Source organism: Hoylesella oralis ATCC 33269 (assembly GCF_000185145.2).
Lineage (GTDB): Bacteria > Bacteroidota > Bacteroidia > Bacteroidales > Bacteroidaceae > Prevotella > Prevotella phocaeensis.
Genome location: NZ_GL833119.1, coordinates 468,578 through 488,929, shown reverse-complemented (window position 1 = coordinate 488,929; position 20,352 = coordinate 468,578). Strand labels below are relative to the sequence as shown.

16 protein-coding genes are annotated in these 20,352 nt (G+C 41.5%); 6 read left to right on the top strand and 10 right to left on the bottom strand.

Going from position 1 to position 20,352, the window contains the following annotated elements; translation table 11 throughout:
• Nucleotides 1–11: 11 nt before the first annotated feature.
• The 3 genes from HMPREF0663_RS04690 to HMPREF0663_RS04680 form a co-directional block, all read right to left on the bottom strand.
• Nucleotides 12–3,344 (bottom strand): SusC/RagA family TonB-linked outer membrane protein, encoded by a 3,333-nt coding sequence (locus HMPREF0663_RS04690; protein WP_004369106.1) that lies wholly within the window; start codon nt 3,342–3,344, stop codon nt 12–14.
• A gap of 89 nt (nt 3,345–3,433) precedes the next feature.
• A complete protein-coding gene (locus HMPREF0663_RS04685) occupies nt 3,434–4,441 on the bottom strand; it encodes a FecR family protein (protein ID WP_016665426.1) in 1,008 nt (335 codons plus the stop codon).
• A 50-nt stretch (nt 4,442–4,491) separates the two neighbouring features.
• Nucleotides 4,492–5,061: an RNA polymerase sigma-70 factor gene (locus HMPREF0663_RS04680; RefSeq protein WP_004369104.1), complete on the bottom strand. Its 570-nt coding sequence runs from the start codon at nt 5,059–5,061 to the stop codon at nt 4,492–4,494.
• 365 nt (nt 5,062–5,426) lie between these two features.
• On the opposite strand from HMPREF0663_RS04680, the gene HMPREF0663_RS04675 reads away from it, so the two are divergent.
• From HMPREF0663_RS04675 to HMPREF0663_RS04650, 6 genes are all read left to right on the top strand, one after another.
• A complete protein-coding gene (locus HMPREF0663_RS04675) occupies nt 5,427–6,689 on the top strand; it encodes a peptidase U32 family protein (RefSeq protein WP_004369102.1) in 1,263 nt (420 codons plus the stop codon).
• 89 nt (nt 6,690–6,778) lie between these two features.
• On the top strand, nt 6,779–7,216 hold the full coding sequence (locus HMPREF0663_RS04670; protein WP_016665425.1) for a SufE family protein: 438 nt from the start codon (nt 6,779–6,781) through the stop codon (nt 7,214–7,216).
• Between the two features lie 9 nt (nt 7,217–7,225).
• Nucleotides 7,226–7,756, top strand: coding sequence for an RNA methyltransferase (locus HMPREF0663_RS04665; RefSeq protein ID WP_004369100.1), 531 nt, complete (start codon nt 7,226–7,228; stop codon nt 7,754–7,756).
• A gap of 689 nt (nt 7,757–8,445) precedes the next feature.
• On the top strand, nt 8,446–10,611 hold the full coding sequence (locus HMPREF0663_RS04660; protein ID WP_016665424.1) for a ricin-type beta-trefoil lectin domain protein: 2,166 nt from the start codon (nt 8,446–8,448) through the stop codon (nt 10,609–10,611).
• Between the two features lie 31 nt (nt 10,612–10,642).
• Nucleotides 10,643–12,823, top strand: a complete 2,181-nt coding sequence (locus tag HMPREF0663_RS04655; RefSeq protein WP_016665423.1) for a hypothetical protein — start codon at nt 10,643–10,645, stop codon at nt 12,821–12,823.
• 3 nt (nt 12,824–12,826) lie between these two features.
• Nucleotides 12,827–13,036 (top strand): hypothetical protein, encoded by a 210-nt coding sequence (locus HMPREF0663_RS04650; RefSeq protein ID WP_004369097.1) that lies wholly within the window; start codon nt 12,827–12,829, stop codon nt 13,034–13,036.
• Between the two features lie 433 nt (nt 13,037–13,469).
• Here HMPREF0663_RS04650 and murI read toward each other — a convergent pair whose 3' ends face one another.
• From murI to porG, 7 genes are all read right to left on the bottom strand, one after another.
• On the bottom strand, nt 13,470–14,312 hold the full coding sequence (murI, locus tag HMPREF0663_RS04645; RefSeq protein ID WP_004369095.1) for a glutamate racemase: 843 nt from the start codon (nt 14,310–14,312) through the stop codon (nt 13,470–13,472).
• Nucleotides 14,312–14,821, bottom strand: coding sequence for an OmpH/Skp family outer membrane protein (locus tag HMPREF0663_RS04640; RefSeq protein ID WP_004369094.1), 510 nt, complete (start codon nt 14,819–14,821; stop codon nt 14,312–14,314). Before HMPREF0663_RS04640 ends, murI begins: the two co-directional genes overlap by 1 nt.
• Before the next feature lie 194 nt (nt 14,822–15,015).
• Nucleotides 15,016–15,516, bottom strand: coding sequence for an OmpH/Skp family outer membrane protein (locus tag HMPREF0663_RS04635; protein ID WP_004369093.1), 501 nt, complete (start codon nt 15,514–15,516; stop codon nt 15,016–15,018).
• 154 nt (nt 15,517–15,670) lie between these two features.
• Nucleotides 15,671–16,219 (bottom strand): OmpH/Skp family outer membrane protein, encoded by a 549-nt coding sequence (locus HMPREF0663_RS04630; protein ID WP_016665422.1) that lies wholly within the window; start codon nt 16,217–16,219, stop codon nt 15,671–15,673.
• Between the two features lie 90 nt (nt 16,220–16,309).
• Nucleotides 16,310–18,925 carry a BamA/OMP85 family outer membrane protein gene (locus HMPREF0663_RS04625; protein WP_004369091.1) on the bottom strand — a complete coding sequence of 872 codons (2,616 nt, stop codon included), beginning with the start codon at nt 18,923–18,925 and terminating at the stop codon, nt 16,310–16,312.
• Nucleotides 18,918–19,673: an isoprenyl transferase gene (locus HMPREF0663_RS04620; protein WP_004369090.1), complete on the bottom strand. Its 756-nt coding sequence runs from the start codon at nt 19,671–19,673 to the stop codon at nt 18,918–18,920. The genes HMPREF0663_RS04625 and HMPREF0663_RS04620 overlap by 8 nt, the downstream gene beginning before the upstream one ends.
• Nucleotides 19,660–20,343 carry a type IX secretion system protein PorG gene (porG, locus tag HMPREF0663_RS04615; RefSeq protein WP_004369089.1) on the bottom strand — a complete coding sequence of 228 codons (684 nt, stop codon included), beginning with the start codon at nt 20,341–20,343 and terminating at the stop codon, nt 19,660–19,662. The genes HMPREF0663_RS04620 and porG overlap by 14 nt, the downstream gene beginning before the upstream one ends.
• Nucleotides 20,344–20,352 lie beyond the last annotated feature (9 nt).

Genomic DNA, 20,352 nt, shown 5'->3' with positions numbered 1-20,352 from the left:
AGATTTCGAATTTAGAATTTAAGTTTGATATTGAAACCAAGATTTCTGGTACTTGGTGTCATAAATCTGTCTATTCCCTGATAGTAGTTACCTGTGGTAGCAGTAGTTTCAGGATCGAAAGGAGCTTTACAATAAATCATCCAAAGGTTACGTCCGATGAGCGAAACCGTGAGGTCTCCTATGCCGAAAAATAAGTTCTTTTTGAACGTATAGCCAATGGTAGCCTCCTGTAAGCGTATGTTTGTTGCACTATATGTGTAGAATTGCGGAATACCGTCGCTTGCTCCAATTGTAGAATACCATACTTCCGGGTTCACATAATTGTCGCCTCCGTTGATAGAAACATATCCTAAATCGCGAGCTTTTGCAGTAGCTTCCGATACTCCATAGTTGTCAAGATGGGCTTGTGTTGCCGAGTAAGCAATACCACCGAAGCGTGCCGATAGTAGGAAACCAAAGTTCAAACCCTTCCATGCAAAATCGTTACGTAGCGCCATATTACACTTTGGGAATACTGAACCTAACTTAATGTCTTTTACATTCGTATTCTTATATACTTTTCCTTGGCTGTCGCGCATTATATCTACCAATGAATAAAGGTCGCCCAGTGAACCTCCTTCTTTTAAAATGAAGTGGGCTGAGCCCAATCCCCCTACATCAAGACGGTCTTTATTGATAATTGCGCCCGTTTCCGGGTGTACATAATTGCGTACCAATTCATTGATTTTATTCTTGTTGGCACTGAACGTATAGTTGGAAGACCATGAGAAGTCGCCCCATGTATTGTTGTAACCGAGTGCCAATTCAATACCTTTGTTGCTTACGTTACCCGTTTGTATGTATATAGCACTATAACCTGAAGATACTGAAATATCGGGGTTGAAGGTTTGATTATACGTCTTTGTAGAATATAGAGTAACATCTAAGTTGAAATGTTTGAACAGACGTGTCTGCAAACCAACCTCCCAAGAGTCCGTGCGTTCGGGTTTTAAAGTATACATAGGATAGAGAGTCTGCGAACTCCATTGCTTTAGATTGCTGTTCCATGGGTATTTCGGGTTGGCAATATTGCGCGGAAATGAAAGACCTACCGATGCAAAAGAGCCGCGTACCTTTAGGTAATTGATCGCTTTAGGTAATTTGAAAGTTTCCGAGATAATCCATGAAGCACCCACCGAAGGATAGAAAAATGAAGATTTATCCGAGTGAGGACCGGCCAACATAGAAGGCCAATCGTTGCGAGCTGTTAGCGTTAGATAGTATTGACTTGCCCAACCTAACTCCAAACTCCCAAAAAGAGACTTCGTTTGTTCATGGTATCCTGACTGTCCGGGCTTCAAACGTGCTGCATCGATCTGTGTCGTAGTAAAGACATTTGGAATTAAATCTTCGCGTATAGGCCCCGAATCTCCCAATGAGTTCGACTTAAGATCAGAGAGAGAAGCGCCTATATTGGCATTCAGAGAGAGGCGTTCATCGAAGAAATTTTTATGAACTGTTGCCAATACGTCACCGTAAGTTTGCTTGTCATTGGTTTTGCTTATGCCGTAATAGCCGTTCAGTGAGCCGTCTGTCAGGGTTGTATTGGTTGTTCCATAATACTTCTGTTCGTAAGTATTGTTGGCATTATCGATACGAATACGTGCTGCCACGTTTAACCAATCCGTTACTTTATAGCTTAATCCGGCATTCATCATGTAGCGGTATTTCTTATTTGTACGTTGGTTACGATAATTGATCCAGTAAGGATTTTGCCCTACAAGTTCGCTGATCAAGTCGTTCCAATTCTGTACATATATACGACGTTGCGTGTTCCAACGTTCGAACATCGCCATGTCATTATAGTCATTACCGCGTGGATATAGGTAAGCTGTCACCAAAGGATTGGCATATACGCCCTGATTGGTCATATTGCGATCGTTCTGAATAATATAACTTGCTCCTATATCAAGTGTCATACGATCATTCAACATACTTGTTGTATTGCGTACAGTGAAGTTATATCGGTTGTATTTATTATTGGGAATAATGCCTCCGGAGTTCAGTGCACTTGCAGAAAAGAATGTCTGATTTTTCTCTGTTCCGGTAGAAAGTGTGAAAGATTCTGTAGTCATAATGCCCGTCTTCAGATAGTTTTTAGCCGGATCATATCCCCTGTAGTTGGCTTCGTTTAGTAGTTTTCCCCAACTATATGAGTCTGCTCCTGTATTTCGGAGCATAGAACCTGTGCCGTATCTGTTCTGAAATTCGGGCATACGAAATGCTGTTGAGAATTCTGTTGATTGTGATATCGTGAATACGGTGCGCCCTATACTACCTTTTTTAGTAGTGATAACGATGGCTCCATTGGACGCCTTTTCACCATAGAGTGCCGCTGCCGCTGCACCGGTCAGTACAGACATCGACTCAATATCTTCGGGATTGATATCGGCAATGCCTTCCGAAGTACCGTTAGAACCGAACTCGGAGTCACCTTCACCGCCGGTATTGTACATTGGGACACCATCAATAACATAAAGAACATTACTTGATTGGCCTATTGAACGGGCACCACGCATCACTACTTTGGATGCTCCACCGGCACCAGATGAGGAAGCGTTGATGTTAACACCTGCAACTTTACCGTTTAAAGAGTTGATAAAGTTAGCGTCTTTATTGGTAGAAAGATCGTCGCCTTTTATTTGTTGCACATTGTAACTTAATGCCTTCTGCTCGCGTTTAATACCGAGAGCCGTCACGACAACCTCTGTCAATTCTTTCGAATCTTCACTCATCGATACATCAATATTATTGCTGTTTGCTTTAACCTCTTTCGGAGTGAAACCTACATAAGAGAACTCCAGCACATCGTTGCCATTGGCATTGATTGAATAATTGCCATCGATATCGGTTACTGTAGCATTGTTAGTACCTTTCACTTTTACACTTACGCCGATCAAAGGCTCGCCCGATGCATCTACAACACGGCCTTTAACTTCTTTTTTATGAGTATTATTGCCTTGTTGCACTTTATTTACGTTGTGAGTAATGATGATATGGCGATTCGAGATGTTGTAGTTGAGTCCTGTACCCCGCAACATCTGTGCAAGCAGGTTTTGCAATGAGAGTGAATTGGAACTTACGTTTACGGTTTTATTTAGGTCGATTGTGTTTTGACTATAGTCCACCGACATGTTCGTCTGCTTCTCTATAGCCTGTATCAAGGTATGCATTGTTGCCTTGGTACTTGTCAGTTTGATTGTCTGTGCAGGCACTGTCACAGATACCAACAGTGCAAGGACAACGATTGTTATGCCCCTTTTGCACATGATGGTATTATAAAATGTTGTTAGATATTGTTTCATGAGTAGATTTTAATGATTTACATGATTGCTTAGTGGGGTGTAGGTTAGTAGAATAGATTTTCGATTTCAGATGCGTAGACATCCTTTTTTCAGTGTGATAACTCCTTTCTCTCTTGATAGAGTTTAATGATTTGACCTTGTTTGTAATATCTTAATCCTTTAGATAACTTGGATATAACCTTGAGTACATCATCTATAGTTTCGGTATATTTAAAGTTCATGGTATAACGATGTTCTAAGTCTACGGATGGATCTATACGGAACTTCACATTATATTTGTGCTCCAAATCGGTGAGAATTTCATCAAGTTTCTGTTGATCGAAGAACAAATTGCCGGCTGTCCAACCATTAAATCTTGCTGCATCTACATGGTTTTTTGTTAGTAGTCCGCTCACTTTGTCATAGTCTGCCTGCTCGTTAGGAGCGAGAGTAGTGGCCGATTTAGAGTCATAGACGCTTACCTGTCCTTCCTCAAGGGTAGTAATAATGTGCCTGTTGTTGGGATATGCTTTTACATTGAATTGCGTGCCGTGTACTTGCACTTTCAGTTTTCCTATATTAACAATAAAAGGTTTGTCGGTATCTTTGGCTACATTGAAGTGCGCTTCGCCTTGCAAATATACGTTACGATGGCCGTTTTTACGATTAAATTCCCGTGGGTAAAGAAATGTGGAACCTCCATTAGCGGTTACAATCGTACCGTCTGAAAGCACCAGACTGTCGGTTTTGCCTTCGGGCACATAAAGTTCAACCATCTCGCTTGCTATATAATAATGTGAAGAAGTATAGTGCCAAACCAATGCTCCCGTAAGGAGTGGCAATGCGAGTATGGCAGCATAGCGTAAAATCATGCGTATTGTACGTTTATACCTCAGGCTGTCTTCATAGTCATCACGGTTGCATCGAAACGTAATAAGCGATTTGTTAACCGCCGAATTATCACCTTCCGTCTGTTCCCATATTGTCTTCATAGCGGCGTCTTTTTCCTCCATATTCCGGTCAGATGCAATCCATCGTGCTACTACATTGCGATATCGGATAGGAATGATGCCGTCAATAAAGTCGCGTATAATTCTATATGCAGTTTTGTTATTCATGATCTTTTCCTTTTCATATAATAGAGTAGAAAAAGAAAAGATACACGTAATCACATCTTGTTAAAAAGAATTAAAAGGATAATTGTAGGTAATATTTTGCGTAAATCTGCCAAGGCGAGCGATATATGCGTCTCAACGGTCCGTTTACTGATATCGAGTTTCTTCGCAATATCCGTATTCGAGAGCCCTTCTATGCGGCTCATCTCAAAAATACGGCGCCGTTGTTCCGGCATTTTTTCCATCTCCTGATGAATCATTTTTTCGAGTTCATCGCGATAAAGAATATCTATTGCTGATGCCGACTCATCCTTTATGTGCTCGTCGAAGGCTGTAGTATGGCTATACCTTACCGTATTTTGCAGGTAATGATAGGCAGCATTGCGGGCAATGGCAAACATGTAAGACTTCAAGTTCTCTATCTCTACCAGCGTTTCCCGTTTAATCCAAAGGTTCATGAACAAGTCTTGAGCAATATTCTCTGCCACATCTTCATCGCCACAGAATGCGGTTACGAAACTTTTGATCTTTGGGAAATAGTTTACAAAGACCATGTCGAACGCTTGTTCATCGCCGTTGATAAGTGCCGATATCAAGAGTTTTTCTGTATCAACGTTCAGCATTATCAGAAGAATAATGTATGAATATACTTTGCAAATTTACAAAAAAATACAAATAGAATTTAAGGTTTCCGGAATATTTTTAAATGAATAATCAATTCTTCAGCAAGGAATGGTACAGTTATCTATAGTCTTTTCCAGCCTAAAAATTTTGCATTTATCTTAATTTGCAGTATCTTTGCAACCGTTGAAATGACGGTTATCCGGCTTTGCAAGTTGCATTGAATGCGTGTAGTTACCATTCTTAAAAAATATTATCTGCGGATAATTCCGGCTCGCCGTCGCCTTTATATACTCATTCAAATCAAGTTTTTCCGAGGTTATCCATCATTTACATTGATCGATTTCTTGAAAAATAAACAGTTTTAATGATAGAACAAAACATCAATGAATACGAGATTATGGCGCCTGTAGGCTCACGCGAGAGTCTTTCGGCAGCCATACAAGCCGGTGCAAATTCTGTGTATTTCGGCATCGGACAGCTTAATATGCGTTCTCATTCGGCCAATCATTTCACGATAGACGACCTGCGCGAAATAGCTCTTACGTGCAAGGAGCACGGCATAAAGACATATCTCACTGTGAATACCGTAATCTATGGCGAGGATATTGATACGATGCACCGCATTGTGGAGGCTGCAAAAGAGGCCGAAATTACGGCGGTTATCGCTTCGGATGTGGCGGTAATGACCTATTGTAACAGCATAGGAGTGGAAGTACACCTTAGCACTCAGCTTAATATATCGAATATCGATGCGCTTAAATTTTATGCCCGTTTTGCCGATGTAGTAGTGCTGGCGCGCGAACTCAATATGGATCAGGTGGCTGAAATATACCGACAAATCGTAGAGCAGCACATTGTAGGGCCGAAAGGAGCCCTTATCCGCATTGAAATGTTCTGCCACGGAGCCCTTTGTATGGCCGTTTCGGGCAAGTGTTACCTAAGTCTCGACAATACGGCCCGTTCGGCCAACCGCGGCGAATGCATGCAGCTCTGTCGCCGTTCGTATATCGTAACCGACAAAGAGACGGGTACCGAACTCGAAGTAGACAATAAATACATTATGAGTCCGAAAGACCTGAAAACGGTACGTTTCATCGATAAGATGATGAAAGCAGGCGTGCGGGTGTTCAAGATAGAGGGTAGAGCGCGTGGCCCCGAATATGTTTACACCGTTGTCAGATGCTATCGTGAGGCTATAAGGAGCGTTCTCGAAGGCACGTTTACCGAAGATAAGAAAGATGGATGGGATGAACGATTGGCCAAGGTATTCAACCGAGGCTTTTGGGATGGCTATTATCAGGGGCAGAAGCTGGGCGAATGGAACAAACATTATGGCTCTGTAGCCACCGAAAAGAAGGTGCTTGTAGGCAAAGTAGTGAAGTTCTTTTCTAAATTGAGCGTAGCTGAAATTGCAGTAGAAGCCTCTGAAATAAACTTAGGCGAACATCTTTTAATCACCGGACCTACTACCGGCGTGATGTATCTCGATGCTGAAGAGATACGATACGACCTGCATACCGTAGACAGAGCTCAAAAGGGCTGGCGTATATCGCTGCCCGTGCCTGCAAAGGTAAGGCCTAACGATAAGGTATTCAAACTGGTGAAAACCGCCGCCGCCGGTTCTTAGCGAAAATATTCAGGCACTCTGTCGGGCATAGGCAGTGCATTTATGGCTGGCAGAGTGGCATTATGATTCAGATAAACCAATCACCTATTATGACAATAAACGAACTGCAAGACGAGATAATAGAAGAGTTTTCGGAGTTTACCGACTGGATGGACAAATATCAAATGCTCATCGATTTGGGTAATGAGCTCGATGTATTGAATGAAAAGTATAAAACCGAGTCTAATCTTATTGACGGATGTCAGAGTCGGGTGTGGCTCCAGTGCGATTATATAGACGGTAAACTCGTGTTTACTGCCGATAGTGATGCCCTTATAGTAAAAGGTATCATTGCTTTGCTTATACGGGTAATCAACAATCATACACCACAGGAAATCCTCGATGCCGACCTCTATTTCATCGATAAGATAGGATTGAAAGACCATCTTTCGCCTACTCGCAGCAACGGATTGCTTGCTATGGTGAAACAGGTACGCTTGTATGCGCTGGCATACAAGACGAAAGAAAGCGAACAGGATGTTGAATAAGCTGCTGATATGCGCAAACTGAAGACCATAGAGATGCACCGCCTCACGGTGGAAGAGTTCAAAGAAGCCCCGAAGTTGCCGCTCGTTGTTGTGCTCGATGATGTGCGTTCGCTCCATAATGTAGGCTCTGTGTTCCGCTCCTGCGATGCTTTTCGCGTGGAAGCCGTATACCTTTGCGGCATTACGGCTACGCCTCCCAGTGCCGAAATACATAAAACAGCACTTGGAGGTGAAAACAGTGTAGAGTGGAAATATTTTTCGCAGACCGAAAAAGCAATACGGCAACTAAGACTGGAGGGTTATTTTTGTTATGCCGTAGAGCAAGCCGAAGGCTCCGTTAAGTTACAGACATTACGGTTAAATCGTGCGAAGAAATACGCCGTAGTGTTCGGTAATGAGGTAAAAGGCGTGAAACAAACGGTGATAGATTGCTGCGACAGCTGCCTTGAAATACCCCAATTAGGCACTAAACACTCACTAAATGTATCGGTAACTGCGGGTGTTGTTGTTTGGGAATTTGCCAAACAACTGCTGTTATAACAACTCTTGATCGAAGTATATTTTTCTATTGTTATAACTATTTGGTGCACCTTATTTTATAACATGTATAAAATAAGAGAGATACATGTAGTTTGTATCTACTTTATACGGATGTGTTATTGTACTTAAGTTATATGCTTGATAATTGTCGTTGTGGCAATCTGCTGCGATATATTGAATAAATACGATTATTTTATTGCCGCTTTTATTTCTTTTAGTTTACGAAAGCAGGCTTACGGCAGTACATGCCGTTTTGTTCCGATTGTTTGAGATGCCGCGATACCGGTCGGTAAATGAACTAATGATTTGCCCAATTACGGTAATAATTGGATATCAACAATAGAATAATAGAACGAGGGCAGGCCAATAGTATTGTAAATAGAAACGGAACAATTACAGCGAATAATCTATATAGGTTTCTTTGTTTATTTTCTGAAACAGTATATAATTCAGTCTTAAATTAGAACTCTTCAATCCTAACAGTAAATTTTTGTTTATTTTACAAAGTGATTATATAATAAACAATAAATTATGTTAGTTTTATGAGAACTTTTGGAAACAATACGACTTTTTATATAAAAAAGAATTAATTTTGCACGGCAAATGCTTAAAACGTTAGTTTACATATAAAATGCAGTGATATAACAAACATCATAGAGAGTTATTAAAATTACATTTATTTTTGCGATATGAGAGGAATACGTTTATTCTGTTATCCAATTCTTATAGTGTTAGGATTGGTACAATCGCTTGCACTTATGGCGCAAGGACAAGATTCTAAATTCAAATGGATTGGTAATACTGTTAGTACAGTGATGACAAGTACCGATCACGATGTGAAAACTTTTTATTTGTATAATGTAGGTTCAGGCAAATACTTGAATACAGGTAGTTATTGGGGAACGAGTATTTCTGCTTTCAAAGTGGGGATGCCGCTCGTTATAACTAAGAATGCTAATGGAACTTATAAGATACAAGGTCCTATTAGTACCGAAAGTGGAAAGTACTTAGGTTTCCCTTCTCCCGGTGCAAGCGATGGTGAAAAACAGTTCGATTGGGATCGTATTTATTGTGATCGCGGTGTAAAAACCCCTGATCAAGACCATTGCGATTGGGTTATTACGGATGTTAGTCGTAACGGAAAAACCTATTATACTCTTTATATCGATAATGGCACAAATAGTGTTATTGGGGATAAACGTTATTTAAGCGTTACAACAAATGCTGATACAAAACGTAATGAAATAAATTATCCTACATCTGTAAATACTACAGATGAAAACTGTTTATGGCAGATTGTTACATTAAAAGACCTAAAAGATGCCTTTAAAGAGCAGTTTGCATCTAATGAGACTCCTGCTGATGCTACTTTCTTAATTGCCGATCAGAACTTTGATATCAGCAATGCAGATGTTGTAAAATGGGTACGCACCGGACTTACAAGCAAAGAAAATGTGGGAGCTTATGCCCATGCCTTCTCTCCTGAAGTCTCTTACTCATTCTTTGTCGGTAACAGAGGAATTATGGCCGATAAATACCAAAGGCATTACGGCAAGTATTGGATTGGCTCTATCCGTAACGTAGGACATAACGAGAATGCAAACGGTACGATGACACAGTCGGTTAAGACGCTGAAGAAAGGTTGGTATAGAGTATCATGCGATGGTTTTTATAATGCCGACAACGGTAGCGATATCTCTGCAAGTCTATTTGCAAAAGTGCAAAATAGTAATGATGGAAAGTCGAATGTATCTACCACATTGAATTATTTATATGGTGAAATAAGCTATTCTGTTGACGATCTTACTAAAACATCGACAAAACACAATGGTTTGGACATTAATGATATTAGTCCTTATATCAAGGCAGCACAATTGTTTGAGAAGAATACTTATAACAATTCTATCTTGGTATATGTTCCTAACGATGGAGATATTCTTGATATCGGCATTAAAGTAGAGAACTCTACAGGTGATTTGGACTGGACGGCTTTCGATAATTTCCAATTACAATATTGTGGTAATAACGATATGATTTTGGATGAAGCACAGACCTCTGTTGACTATATGGAAAAGCAAACTAATCCGAATAATGCTTATACGCTGATACTGAAGCGCACGATGACGCCCGGATTATGGAATTCTATCACGCTTCCCGTGTCGCTTACTGCAGCCCAATTCAAGACAGCTTTCGGCGATCAAGCTAAGCTCTCTAAACTAAAAGGACAAGACGAAAGCATACCATCGCGGATAGATTTCGAAACTGTAAGTCTCACTAACGACGATGATGTGGTAATAGAACCATCGAGACTCTATATTATGAAACCTACAAGAAATGCAAATGTTACAGATGGTTCTTATTCGAAAATTATTGAAACAGGTAATACGATAACTGTACAGGCTCCTTATTACACTATTAACAACGTTACATTAAAAACTGCTCCGACTGCTACATTTAAAGAAAATACCAAGATTTCGACCACTGTTGACCAAAAGTTACAGTTCTGTGGAACGCAAATTAAGCAGACAACAAATATTGTTCCTGCCAATTCATATGTGTTAGGAGCCAAGGATGGGAAATGGTATTTCACACAACATCCGCTTCCTATCAACGGTTTTCGTTGCTGGATAGCGACAAGTTCTGATGCACAAGCAAAGACAATATCATTCTTTATCGATGGAGTAGAAGAGGGTTATACAACAGCAATTGACCAAAATGTTATCAATACATCTGAAATACTTTCGGGTACTGTATACAATATAAACGGACAAGTAGTGCGTCGTAATGCTACTTCAGTTGAAGGATTGCCTAAAGGTATTTACATTATGAATAACAAAAAGTATATCGTAAAATAAAATATATGAATAATTATATAAAAGTGAAGAGATGAAGAAAAAGTATTTTTATTTATCAGTCTTATGCCTACTCGGCTTTTGCTTCCCGAATATGTTAATGGCACAAGGACAGGATGCAAATCATGAATGGATAGGAAATTCCGTATCTACGGTTGCTGATGAAACTGACGAAGACATGGGAACAGTCTATCTATACAACGTAGGGACCGGCGAATATCTCAATACCGGTAGCTATTGGGGTACCGTAGTTGTAGGGTTTAATGTTGGTATGACGGTACATATCCAGAAATCAAGTTCTACTTATTATCGGATGACCGGGCCTTTAGTTACAACAGAAGGAAAGAATATTGCTTTCGGACGCCGTATGGATACACCGGGATATAACGATAAAATCAACTATAACCATGTATATGTAGATAGAGGTGTAGATTGGAAAGATCCCTTTACGAATACTACTCATAAAAATGGTATTTTGGATTGGACATTTAAAGAGACATCTACGGGTAGCAAGACCTACCATATCTCATTCTATAATAGCGAGACGACTGAAGGAATGGGTGGAACCCGTTATCTGACAATGGCAACAACCGGTACGGGAAAAAACTATGATATCGAATATCCTAATACTCCTAATGGTGAATACAGCCAATGGAAAATAATTACGAAAAAAGATTTAAAAGAAGCTTTTAAAGAGACATACGCTTCAGATGAAGATCCTGCTGATGCAACATTCCTTATCTACGATCAAAATTTCGAGCGTGGTAATACGTATATAGATAAATGGGTTACAAGCGAAGGCATCGTTGGTACTCATGATGACAAATTTCTTTTCAATCCTTCTAAGGAAGAAACTTATTATGTAGGCAACGGTTCTATTAGTAGTAATACATATATGGCAACTTACGCAGGTTATACCAATGCCAATGTACGCAATCTCGGTTATCATGACAAAGCAAATGGAACTGTTAAACAAAACGTAACCACATTAAAGGCAGGTTGGTATAGAGTATCTTGCAATGGCTTTTATAAAGCATATAGTAGTGGTATGGTATCAAGATTATTTGCAAAAGTTCAGGGAGCAACAGAAGATCGTTCTAATGTAAGAACAAGATTAGAAACTCTTAAAGATGATATTGAGTATACAGTGGAAGATATGAAGCATATATACACAAAAGATGATGTTTCTATAGAAAGTCCGTACGTTAAAGCAGGTAAACTATTTGCAAAGGGTGGATATGAGAATTCCATTCTTGTGTATGTTCCGCATGATGGAGATATCTTAGAAATCGGTATCAAAATATCGGGTTCTAGGAAAAACCTTGATTGGACTTGCTGGGATAACTTCCAATTGCAGTATTGTGGTAATCGTGATATGGTATTGTCTGAAGACGAGACATCTTTAAATTATATCTCACAGCAGGTTGATTCTCAAGCTGCAAGTACGCTCATATTAAAACGTACTATGAAAGAAGGCCAATGGAGTTCTATCGTATTGCCCGTTTCTCTTAAAGCCAGTCAGGTGAAAACAGCATTCGGAGAAGATGTAAAACTCTCTAAAATGCCCAAACAGTCTACCAGTCTTAAGCAAAGAATAGACTTTACTTCCGTAGATCTGACTGATGATAATACAACTGCACTCGAAGCAAATTCGCTTTACATAATCAGGCCAACCAAGGCTCCTACCGGTAGCGGAACGTACGATAAGCTGCTGAAAGACAATACTACGCACGTAACTGTTACGGGTGATTATTATGTTATCAACAACGTAACATTAACCACCGATCCATCAACAGATTATTCGGATGGCATTGTAAAGGAATCTTCTACATCTTCGACAACCACAGACGGCAAACTGCAGTTCTGCGGATCGCTTATCAATATGCAATCTCCAACAGTTCCGGCCTACTCTTATGTGCTCGGTGCTAATAACGGAAAGTGGCATTACACTCAAAGTAAACTTCCTGTGAAGGGCTTCCGTTGTTGGATTGCCACAGGTTCCGAGGCACAAGCAAAGAGGTTGATATTCTATGTAGATGGTATAGAAGAAGGTAATATAACCGGAATAGACGGCATTACAAACGATTCTACCGCCACAACTCCGGCAACCGTCTACAATATGAACGGACAAGTAGTACGCCGAAATGCTACTTCAGTTGAAGGATTGCCTAAAGGCATTTACATTATGAATAATAAAAAATATATCGTAAAATAAAAGATGAGGAATATTCTGATGAAAAATAAATATATCAAACCCGAAACAAAAGATTTGAGGATCGATCTTGATGAGTTGTTAAAAATACCGGGAGCTTCCCAATTCGATAACGATGGAGATGGGAATACCGACCAAAAACCTCCGATAGAAGGAGATCCTGACGGAGGTATCGGCGCCAAACCAAACGATTTTTGGGACGAGTGGGGCGACTGAAAACAGCGAAATAAAGATATAATAAGTAAAAACAACAAGAGTTCCTGCAAGTGCATTGTGCAATTTGCAGGAACTCTTGTTTTATTTCTCTCCGTAAACAATAAGCGTTATTTGTTTTTCGGTGCGTTAAAATATAGGCATTCTAAGTTTCTTACATTGGCAGTATATGGCTTATATTCTGTATTTATAAGCCATATAGAAAGGCATTTCTCCGTTTTACATCTACTTGCGAATGGCTTTTGGCCTGTCTAAATTCTTTCAATAGGCAAATGCTATCTTTATAAGTTTTAGATAAGCTGACTCCCAATGTAATAAAGCATAACTTTATCAGGGTGCAAATATGAAACGGGAATAGCTTTAAGAAAGAAATAATGTTTGATAGGGATACAGAAAAAGGTAATCTCGTCTTTGCTTAATTTTCTGTTTGCTTAGCTCAAACGGTTTCTAAATCTATATGCGCTACGTTCACCTGTTTGTGCAGGAATATCTGTGCGCTTTCCTTGAATTTTTCGGGGTTTTCGGTAGTAAAATAGCGGCAGGTGCCCTCTTTGGTGCACTTTTTTTCGATGGTTTCATGGCGATGCAGATAATCTTTAAGGCTCTTTGCCACATATTCGCCCTGCGGAACAACGCGTACGCCTTTGCCTACATACTTCGATATTTTTGGCATAAGTAACGGATAATGGGTGCAACCGAGGATGATAGTGTCTATCTGCGGATCAAGAGTCATTAGCTGATGAATGCTTTTCTGTACAAAATAATCGGCCCCGGGACTATCGGCTTCGTTGTTTTCAATAATAGGAACCCACAGCGGGCATGGCACTCCGGTAACCTTGATATCGGGGTATAGTTTCCGTATTTCGAGTTTATAGCTCTCGCTACGTACGGTTCCTTCGGTAGCCAATAGTCCCACATGTCGGCTTTTGGTAAGGGTACCGATGACCTCTGCCGTAGGGCGTATTACCCCCAGCACCCTGCGCTCGGCGTCCCACACCGGCAGGTCTTGCCGCTGTATGGTACGCAATGCTTTTGCCGAAGCCGTATTGCAACCGAGTATTACCAAATGGCAACCCATCTCGAATAGCTTGGCTACTGCCTGTCGGGTAAACTCATATACCACGTCGAAAGACCGCGAACCGTAAGGAGCACGCGCATTATCGCCCAAATACATATAATCATACCGAGGTAGAAGTTGGCGAATGCCGTGGAGTATGGTCAATCCACCATAGCCAGAATCAAAGACTCCGATAGGTCCGGGTACTTGGGAAAGTTTCATTACTTAAATGTTTCCTTAACAAAACCGATAACATCTTCGCCCAACGACAGGTCTACAAACGGCACAGCATTATTGTCTGTATTCAGAATAAAGGCATAACCCCGTTCTTTTCCGATGGTTTGAAGCAATGATGACAGCTTGGTACGCAGCGGAGTATATGCATCTATCTCTGCTTGCTGCAGCAAACGACGCGACTCGTTCTTGAAAGCTACATTCTTTTGTATCATATCTTGCAACTCTGCCTGCCGCTTCTGAAGGATAGAGGGGGCAAAGTCGCGCTGCCCGTCGAGGAACTCTTCGTACTTTCTGTTGAACTCGTCTTCGGAACGTTTGGTTTCTGCATCGTACTTACTTTTAAGGTCCGACAGGTTTTTCTGCGATATTACATACTCCGGCATGGCCTTTATTGCTGCATCGTAGCTGATAAAACCGAACTTAAACCGGCGTTCTTGTGCCTGTACAACAAAAGATATCGACAATAGAACGATAAATAGAAGTAATTTCTTCATAATCTTTTTAAAAACTAATCTTTCGGTCTATTTTTGGGGAAATTAGGGAAAGTCGGTAAATAAGAACTTTCCCGTTAACTTCCGATAGGCTGTGAACTTGCGAAAGTTCAACTCTTTGTATAGATAGAAGGGTGAGAACGCCTGCCGCGTTTTCACCCTTTGGTACCTCCGGCTTGCAGAGGTTTTCTTCGTTATTATTTCATTTTGGCCAGCTCAGCCTTTACCTTAGAAGTAACATCCTCGCTAAGTGTTTCGCTGATATAGGGAATGCCGGATGCCACATCCATAATATAAACATAGCCGCCTGCCTTACCTACTGCCTGAATAGCGTTTACGAGTTTGGTCGTGATAGGCTGCATTTTCTCTTGCTGTGCCTTTTGGATATTCTGTGAATTGTCCTGATAGGTTTGCTGCACCTTTTGATACATGCTCTGTAATGCGGCCTCTGTCTCTTTCTGTTTGGTAGCATTCATCGTACTTTTGGTCTTGTCGTATTCTTCAGACTTACGCTGTAGCTCTTCCTGCATAGCCTTCAAATCGTTTTCGTATTGCTTGGCAGTAGCCTCAAGTTCGCCACGTGCTTTCACAAACTCGGGCATGTCGTTCATTACTTGCTGTGCATTAATGTGTCCGAACTTTTGTGCAAACATCGACATTGGTGCAAAAAGCATCAACATTAAAATAAGCTTTTTCATTTTCTATAATTTATTTATTAATCGATTATTGTGCAAATATATGTATTATGTTTAAAACCGAAGAGAGGAAATCCCTAAATATTCTTACGTAAACCCCTATATTTAGCGTATTTGCAGTTCTTATTTAAAAGGGGAATACAAAGAAAACGCTCTCTTAATTGGCATAGCCTAACTTCTGTAATACTTCGTTGCTGATATCTACTTTGGGCGATCCGAAAACGATGCCCGAATTGGATGCACGGTCTACAACGAGCGAATAGCCTCGTAATTCGGATATTTCTTTAACGGCATTATAGATTTCTTCTTGTATCGGAGATATCAGACTGGTGCGCTTCTTGAATAGTTCACCTTCAGGACCGAAGTATTTTTTCTTCAAATCAGAGGCCTCCTTTTCTTTATTCATGATAGATTCTTGGCGGGTTTTCTTTTGCTCTTCGGAAAGAAATACCACTTCGTTCTGATAATTCTTGTACATAGTAGACGCCTCAGTGTTTAGCGCTTCTACCTCTGCCTGCCATTTTTTGCTTACTTGGTTCAGTTGTTCGTTGGCGCGTTCATAGGCAGGTATGTTTTTAAGAATATACTCCATATCGACCAATGCGAACTTCTGAGCGCTCATGTTTAAAGGTAAAAGGGTAAAAAGGTAAAGGGGTAAACAAAACCTTAATGCCTTTAGAAAATTCTTTTTCTTATTATTTTCCATCATAGTTATTCCTCCATAATTTAAATGTAAGGCAGGAGCAGCAAGCCTTCTTTGTATTTTTTACCTTTTTGCCCCTTAGCCTTTTTGCTTTTAGAATTCTTGTCCGAGAATGAAATGGAACTGACTTCCGCCTTTCTGACCGAATACCTTATCGAAACCGTAAGCCCAGTCGATACCCATAAGACCTACCATCGGCAGGAAAATGCGCACGCCCAAACCGGCGCTGCGCTTCATGTCGAACGGATTAAATCTCTTGGTGTCGTTCCACGCATTACCGGCCTCTGCGAACCCGAGCCCGTAGATAGTGGTATTGCCGAGTAGGAACGGATAGCGCAACTCGAGTGTAAAGCGGTCGTAGGCATAACCTTCGTAGCCGTAAGGTGTAAGCGATCCGTTCTCATAACCGCGCAAACCGATGGTTTCTTCGGCATAGCTTGTAGAATATCCGCTCATACCATCGCCACCCATATAATAGGTTTCGAAGGGCGATTTCTTGTATTTGTTGAAGCTGCCCAGCAGGCCCATTTCTACTCGAGTCATAAGAACGAAGCACTTTTGACCGCCTGAAAGTGCGGTATATGTCTTGGATTTGAATTTCCACTTATGGTATTCCACCCAACGGTACTTCTCTTGTTGCTCCTTTTCATAGGTAGCTGATTGGCGATTGGTGGCAAGGTGTTCGTAATCTTTATTATCCCACTTAGACCAAGGCGGCGTGATTGTTACCGAAGCAGTAAACTCGGAACCCCGACGAGGGAACAGTTGATTATCGGTAGATGTACGGCTTAATGCTACACTGAGGTTAAGGTTGTTAGAGTTACCAGTGGTAAGCAAGAAGTATCTCCAGTTCTTCAACATGTAACGGGTATAGGCAAGTTGTACCGATAACTGGAAGTAATCATCGGGCCAACGCAAGCGTTTTCCCCATCCGAGTGTCAGTCCAAAGAGTTTTACATACTTATCGGGATCGTAATAGTTCTCATAGTTGTTGTAAGCATAGTTGCCATAGCCGTACATATAATTATAATAGTTATTCAAATAGCCGCTATTATAATAGTTGCTCGATACGTCGGTTTGCTTACTGAAATAGGCTCCCACGCTGAACTGAATAGGCCGTTTACCGCCGAACCAGTTAGTAGAATAGCTCGCATTATACGACTGATAATAGGTTCCATTGGTCTGTGCACCGATGGAAAGAACCTCTCCGTCGCCGATAGGCATAATGCCTCGATGCTCTCGGTTTTTGTTAAAGAGGTTACGCATGGAGAAGTTGTTGAGTTTCAAACCTATACGTCCGATGACTCCAGTCTGTCCCCAACCGAGAGAGAACTCCACTTGGTCGTTGCTCTTTTGTGCAAGATTCCAGTTTACGTCTACTGTTCCGTTTTCATAATCCGGTTTGATATCGGGAATAATCTTTTCGGGATCGAAGTGTCCCATAGATGCCAATTCGCGCTGCGAACGTTGGAGAGATTCTTTGGAGAACAAATCTCCGGGTTTTGTACGCAGTTCGCGTCGAACAACATTCTCGTACAAACGGTCGTTACCGTTGATGCGAACATGGCTCAAATGTGCTTGCGGTCCTTCCTGCACACGCATTTCAAGGTCGATAGAGTCTCCGTCTATATTCACTTCTGTGGGTTCTATACTCGAAAAAACGTAGCCGTTGTTGTAATAAAGATTTCCGGCAGCATCGTCATCTTCCCTCAAACGTTTGTTCAGTAGCTTCTGATTATACACGTCGCCTTTCTTCATACCGAGGATAGCATTCAGGTAATCGGTCGGATAAACGGTATTGCCCACCCATGTTACGTTACGGATAAAATATTTCTTCCCCTCGTCTACCTTTACATAGATGTTCACATGTTTATTGTCGGCATTCCATACGCTGTCTTCGGTGATGGTTGCATCTCGGTATCCCAGTTCGTTATACTTATTGATAAGGTTCTCTCTGTCTTGTTTCCAACGGTCGGGCGTATATTTTTTCGACTTAAGGAAAGTAGATAATTTGCCTGCCTCGTGAGTTTTGGCAAAAGCCCCTTTCTTGAAAAGTCCGCCCTTGATCTTGGAATTGGAAAGCGCTTTGTTCCCGTCGATCGTAATGTTGCGGACGCGCATTTTTTCTTTCTTGTCGATGATAACATCAAGAATAACCTGATTTTTGTTAGCCACATCATCGCGTTGCTGTATCTCTATATCGGCATTCTTGAAACCTTTATCGTCAAAATACTTTTTGGCAAGAATTTTTGCGCGGTCTATCATGTTCGGCGTAATCTGTGCTCCACGGAGCAAACCCAGCTTGGCTTCCATGTCTTCACGTTCGCTTTTCTTGAGCCCCACATAATTGATAACCGATACGCGAGGACGAGTACGCAGGCTTACATGCAACCATATTTTGTTGCCGATAATAGAATCGGCCGATATCGAAACATCGGAAAACAAGCCATGTTTCCAATACCTTTTCACGGCATCTGTAATGGCATTGCCCGGTACAACAATCTCTTCGCCTACCGACAGGCCTGAAATACCGGTGAGCATATAGTCTTCATAACCGTCTACACCCGACACATTGATGCCTCCGATGATCAGCGTACGGGGCGATCCGGCATAACTTATGTCGGGATTTACAATCTTATCTTGTGCTTGGATGCCCATGCTGCAAGTAAAAGCGGCAACGGCTATCAACACCTTATTTATATTATTCATTCTGATTTTTATTTTCGTTCTCAATCTGGTCTTCGGTTCTCCCGTATCTACGTTGGCGTTTCTGATAACTTAGAATGGCCTTGTGCAGGTCTTCTTTGTCGAAATCGGGCCAGTAGGTATCGCAGAAATACAGTTCGGAATAGGCTATCTGCCAAAGCAGATAATTGGAGATGCGCAACTCGCCGCCCGTTCTGATCAGCAGATCGGGATCGGGCATGAAATTTGTGGAAAGTTCTCGAGATACCGTTTCTTCGTCGATATCGTCGACATTGATATTCCCTGCTACGGCTTCTTTGGCTATGTGCCGCACGGCTTTGGCGATCTCCCAGCGCGAGGAATAGCTTAAAGCCACCACCATCGTCATATTTTTGTTGGCTGCCGTATGCTCCTCGGTTTCACGAAGTTTACGCTGAACGTCTTCGGGCAGACGACTTACATCGCCTATCACGCGGAACCGCACATTATTCTTCATGAAGATTTCGTCTTCGAGCGACGAAAGTACCAGCCCCATCAATGCCGAAATCTCGTCGGCCGGCCGGTTCCAATTCTCTGTAGAAAAAGTATATAAAGTAAGATATTTAACTCCCAAGCGCGTACACTCCGATGTGATCCGGCGAACAGTATCTACACCTGCCTGATGTCCGAAGCTGCGCGGTTTGCCTTGTTCTGCCGCCCATCGCCCGTTACCGTCCATGATTATGGCTATATGGCGCGGTATGCGTTCCATATCTATTTTATTCGTATTCATTGTGACAAGTTCTGCATTTGGCCATAAAACTATAAGTCAGCGTTATTTGGAGTGCGGAATAGCAGTCGGTATTCTTGAACATACCGCTGCTGGATATCTGATACGGATCCTTCCGGCCGTCAAGTTTATCACTCAACGAGAAGTGCATAGCCCATTCAATTCCGAGGTTCAGCCGGTCTCCTACCTTATACTTCACTCCCAATCCCAATGGTATATTGGCCGTAAATACGTTTTTACCGCCGCCCGACACATAAGTTGTGCCCAGTCCACCGAATACGAAAGGCGTTAACCTTTGTGCTCCTCGGTAATCACGACCGGTTCCGTAGGGCCAAAAATTGTATTCGTATGTCAGACCTATATCTACAAGACTATTGTTAAACTTATAGGGTGTTTGTTCTAAATCCGGATAATAAGTCTTTACATCGGTAGAAGAACCTTTTAACTTACCGTATATACCCATAGCTTTCAAGCCCATGTACGGACTGAGGTTATAACGCCATATAACCGATGCCATGGGTTGCATATTCTTTAAAACGTTACCGTTGAAATCGCCTTCATAAGACACCATGCCCACACCCGCACCAAATTCCATGCGATACTCCATATCGTCTTGCGCTTTTGCAACCAATACGCCGAGCAGAAGTGCCATCATCAAGACTGTTTTCTTCATACGGACAGC

Excerpts from the sequence above, each read along its gene's own strand:
- HMPREF0663_RS04690 (WP_004369106.1), bottom strand. The coding sequence starts at position 3,344 with ATGAAACAATATCTAACAACATTTTATAATACCATCATGTGCAAAAGG.
- HMPREF0663_RS04685 (WP_016665426.1), bottom strand. The coding sequence starts at position 4,441 with ATGAATAACAAAACTGCATATAGAATTATACGCGACTTTATTGACGGC.
- HMPREF0663_RS04680 (WP_004369104.1), bottom strand. The coding sequence starts at position 5,061 with ATGCTGAACGTTGATACAGAAAAACTCTTGATATCGGCACTTATCAAC.
- HMPREF0663_RS04675 (WP_004369102.1), top strand. The coding sequence starts at position 5,427 with ATGATAGAACAAAACATCAATGAATACGAGATTATGGCGCCTGTAGGC.
- HMPREF0663_RS04670 (WP_016665425.1), top strand. The coding sequence starts at position 6,779 with ATGACAATAAACGAACTGCAAGACGAGATAATAGAAGAGTTTTCGGAG.
- HMPREF0663_RS04665 (WP_004369100.1), top strand. The coding sequence starts at position 7,226 with ATGCGCAAACTGAAGACCATAGAGATGCACCGCCTCACGGTGGAAGAG.
- HMPREF0663_RS04660 (WP_016665424.1), top strand. The coding sequence starts at position 8,446 with ATGAGAGGAATACGTTTATTCTGTTATCCAATTCTTATAGTGTTAGGA.
- HMPREF0663_RS04655 (WP_016665423.1), top strand. The coding sequence starts at position 10,643 with ATGAAGAAAAAGTATTTTTATTTATCAGTCTTATGCCTACTCGGCTTT.
- HMPREF0663_RS04650 (WP_004369097.1), top strand. The coding sequence starts at position 12,827 with ATGAGGAATATTCTGATGAAAAATAAATATATCAAACCCGAAACAAAA.
- murI (WP_004369095.1), bottom strand. The coding sequence starts at position 14,312 with ATGAAACTTTCCCAAGTACCCGGACCTATCGGAGTCTTTGATTCTGGC.
- HMPREF0663_RS04640 (WP_004369094.1), bottom strand. The coding sequence starts at position 14,821 with ATGAAGAAATTACTTCTATTTATCGTTCTATTGTCGATATCTTTTGTT.
- HMPREF0663_RS04635 (WP_004369093.1), bottom strand. The coding sequence starts at position 15,516 with ATGAAAAAGCTTATTTTAATGTTGATGCTTTTTGCACCAATGTCGATG.
- HMPREF0663_RS04630 (WP_016665422.1), bottom strand. The coding sequence starts at position 16,219 with ATGGAAAATAATAAGAAAAAGAATTTTCTAAAGGCATTAAGGTTTTGT.
- HMPREF0663_RS04625 (WP_004369091.1), bottom strand. The coding sequence starts at position 18,925 with ATGAATAATATAAATAAGGTGTTGATAGCCGTTGCCGCTTTTACTTGC.
- HMPREF0663_RS04620 (WP_004369090.1), bottom strand. The coding sequence starts at position 19,673 with ATGAATACGAATAAAATAGATATGGAACGCATACCGCGCCATATAGCC.
- porG (WP_004369089.1), bottom strand. The coding sequence starts at position 20,343 with ATGAAGAAAACAGTCTTGATGATGGCACTTCTGCTCGGCGTATTGGTT.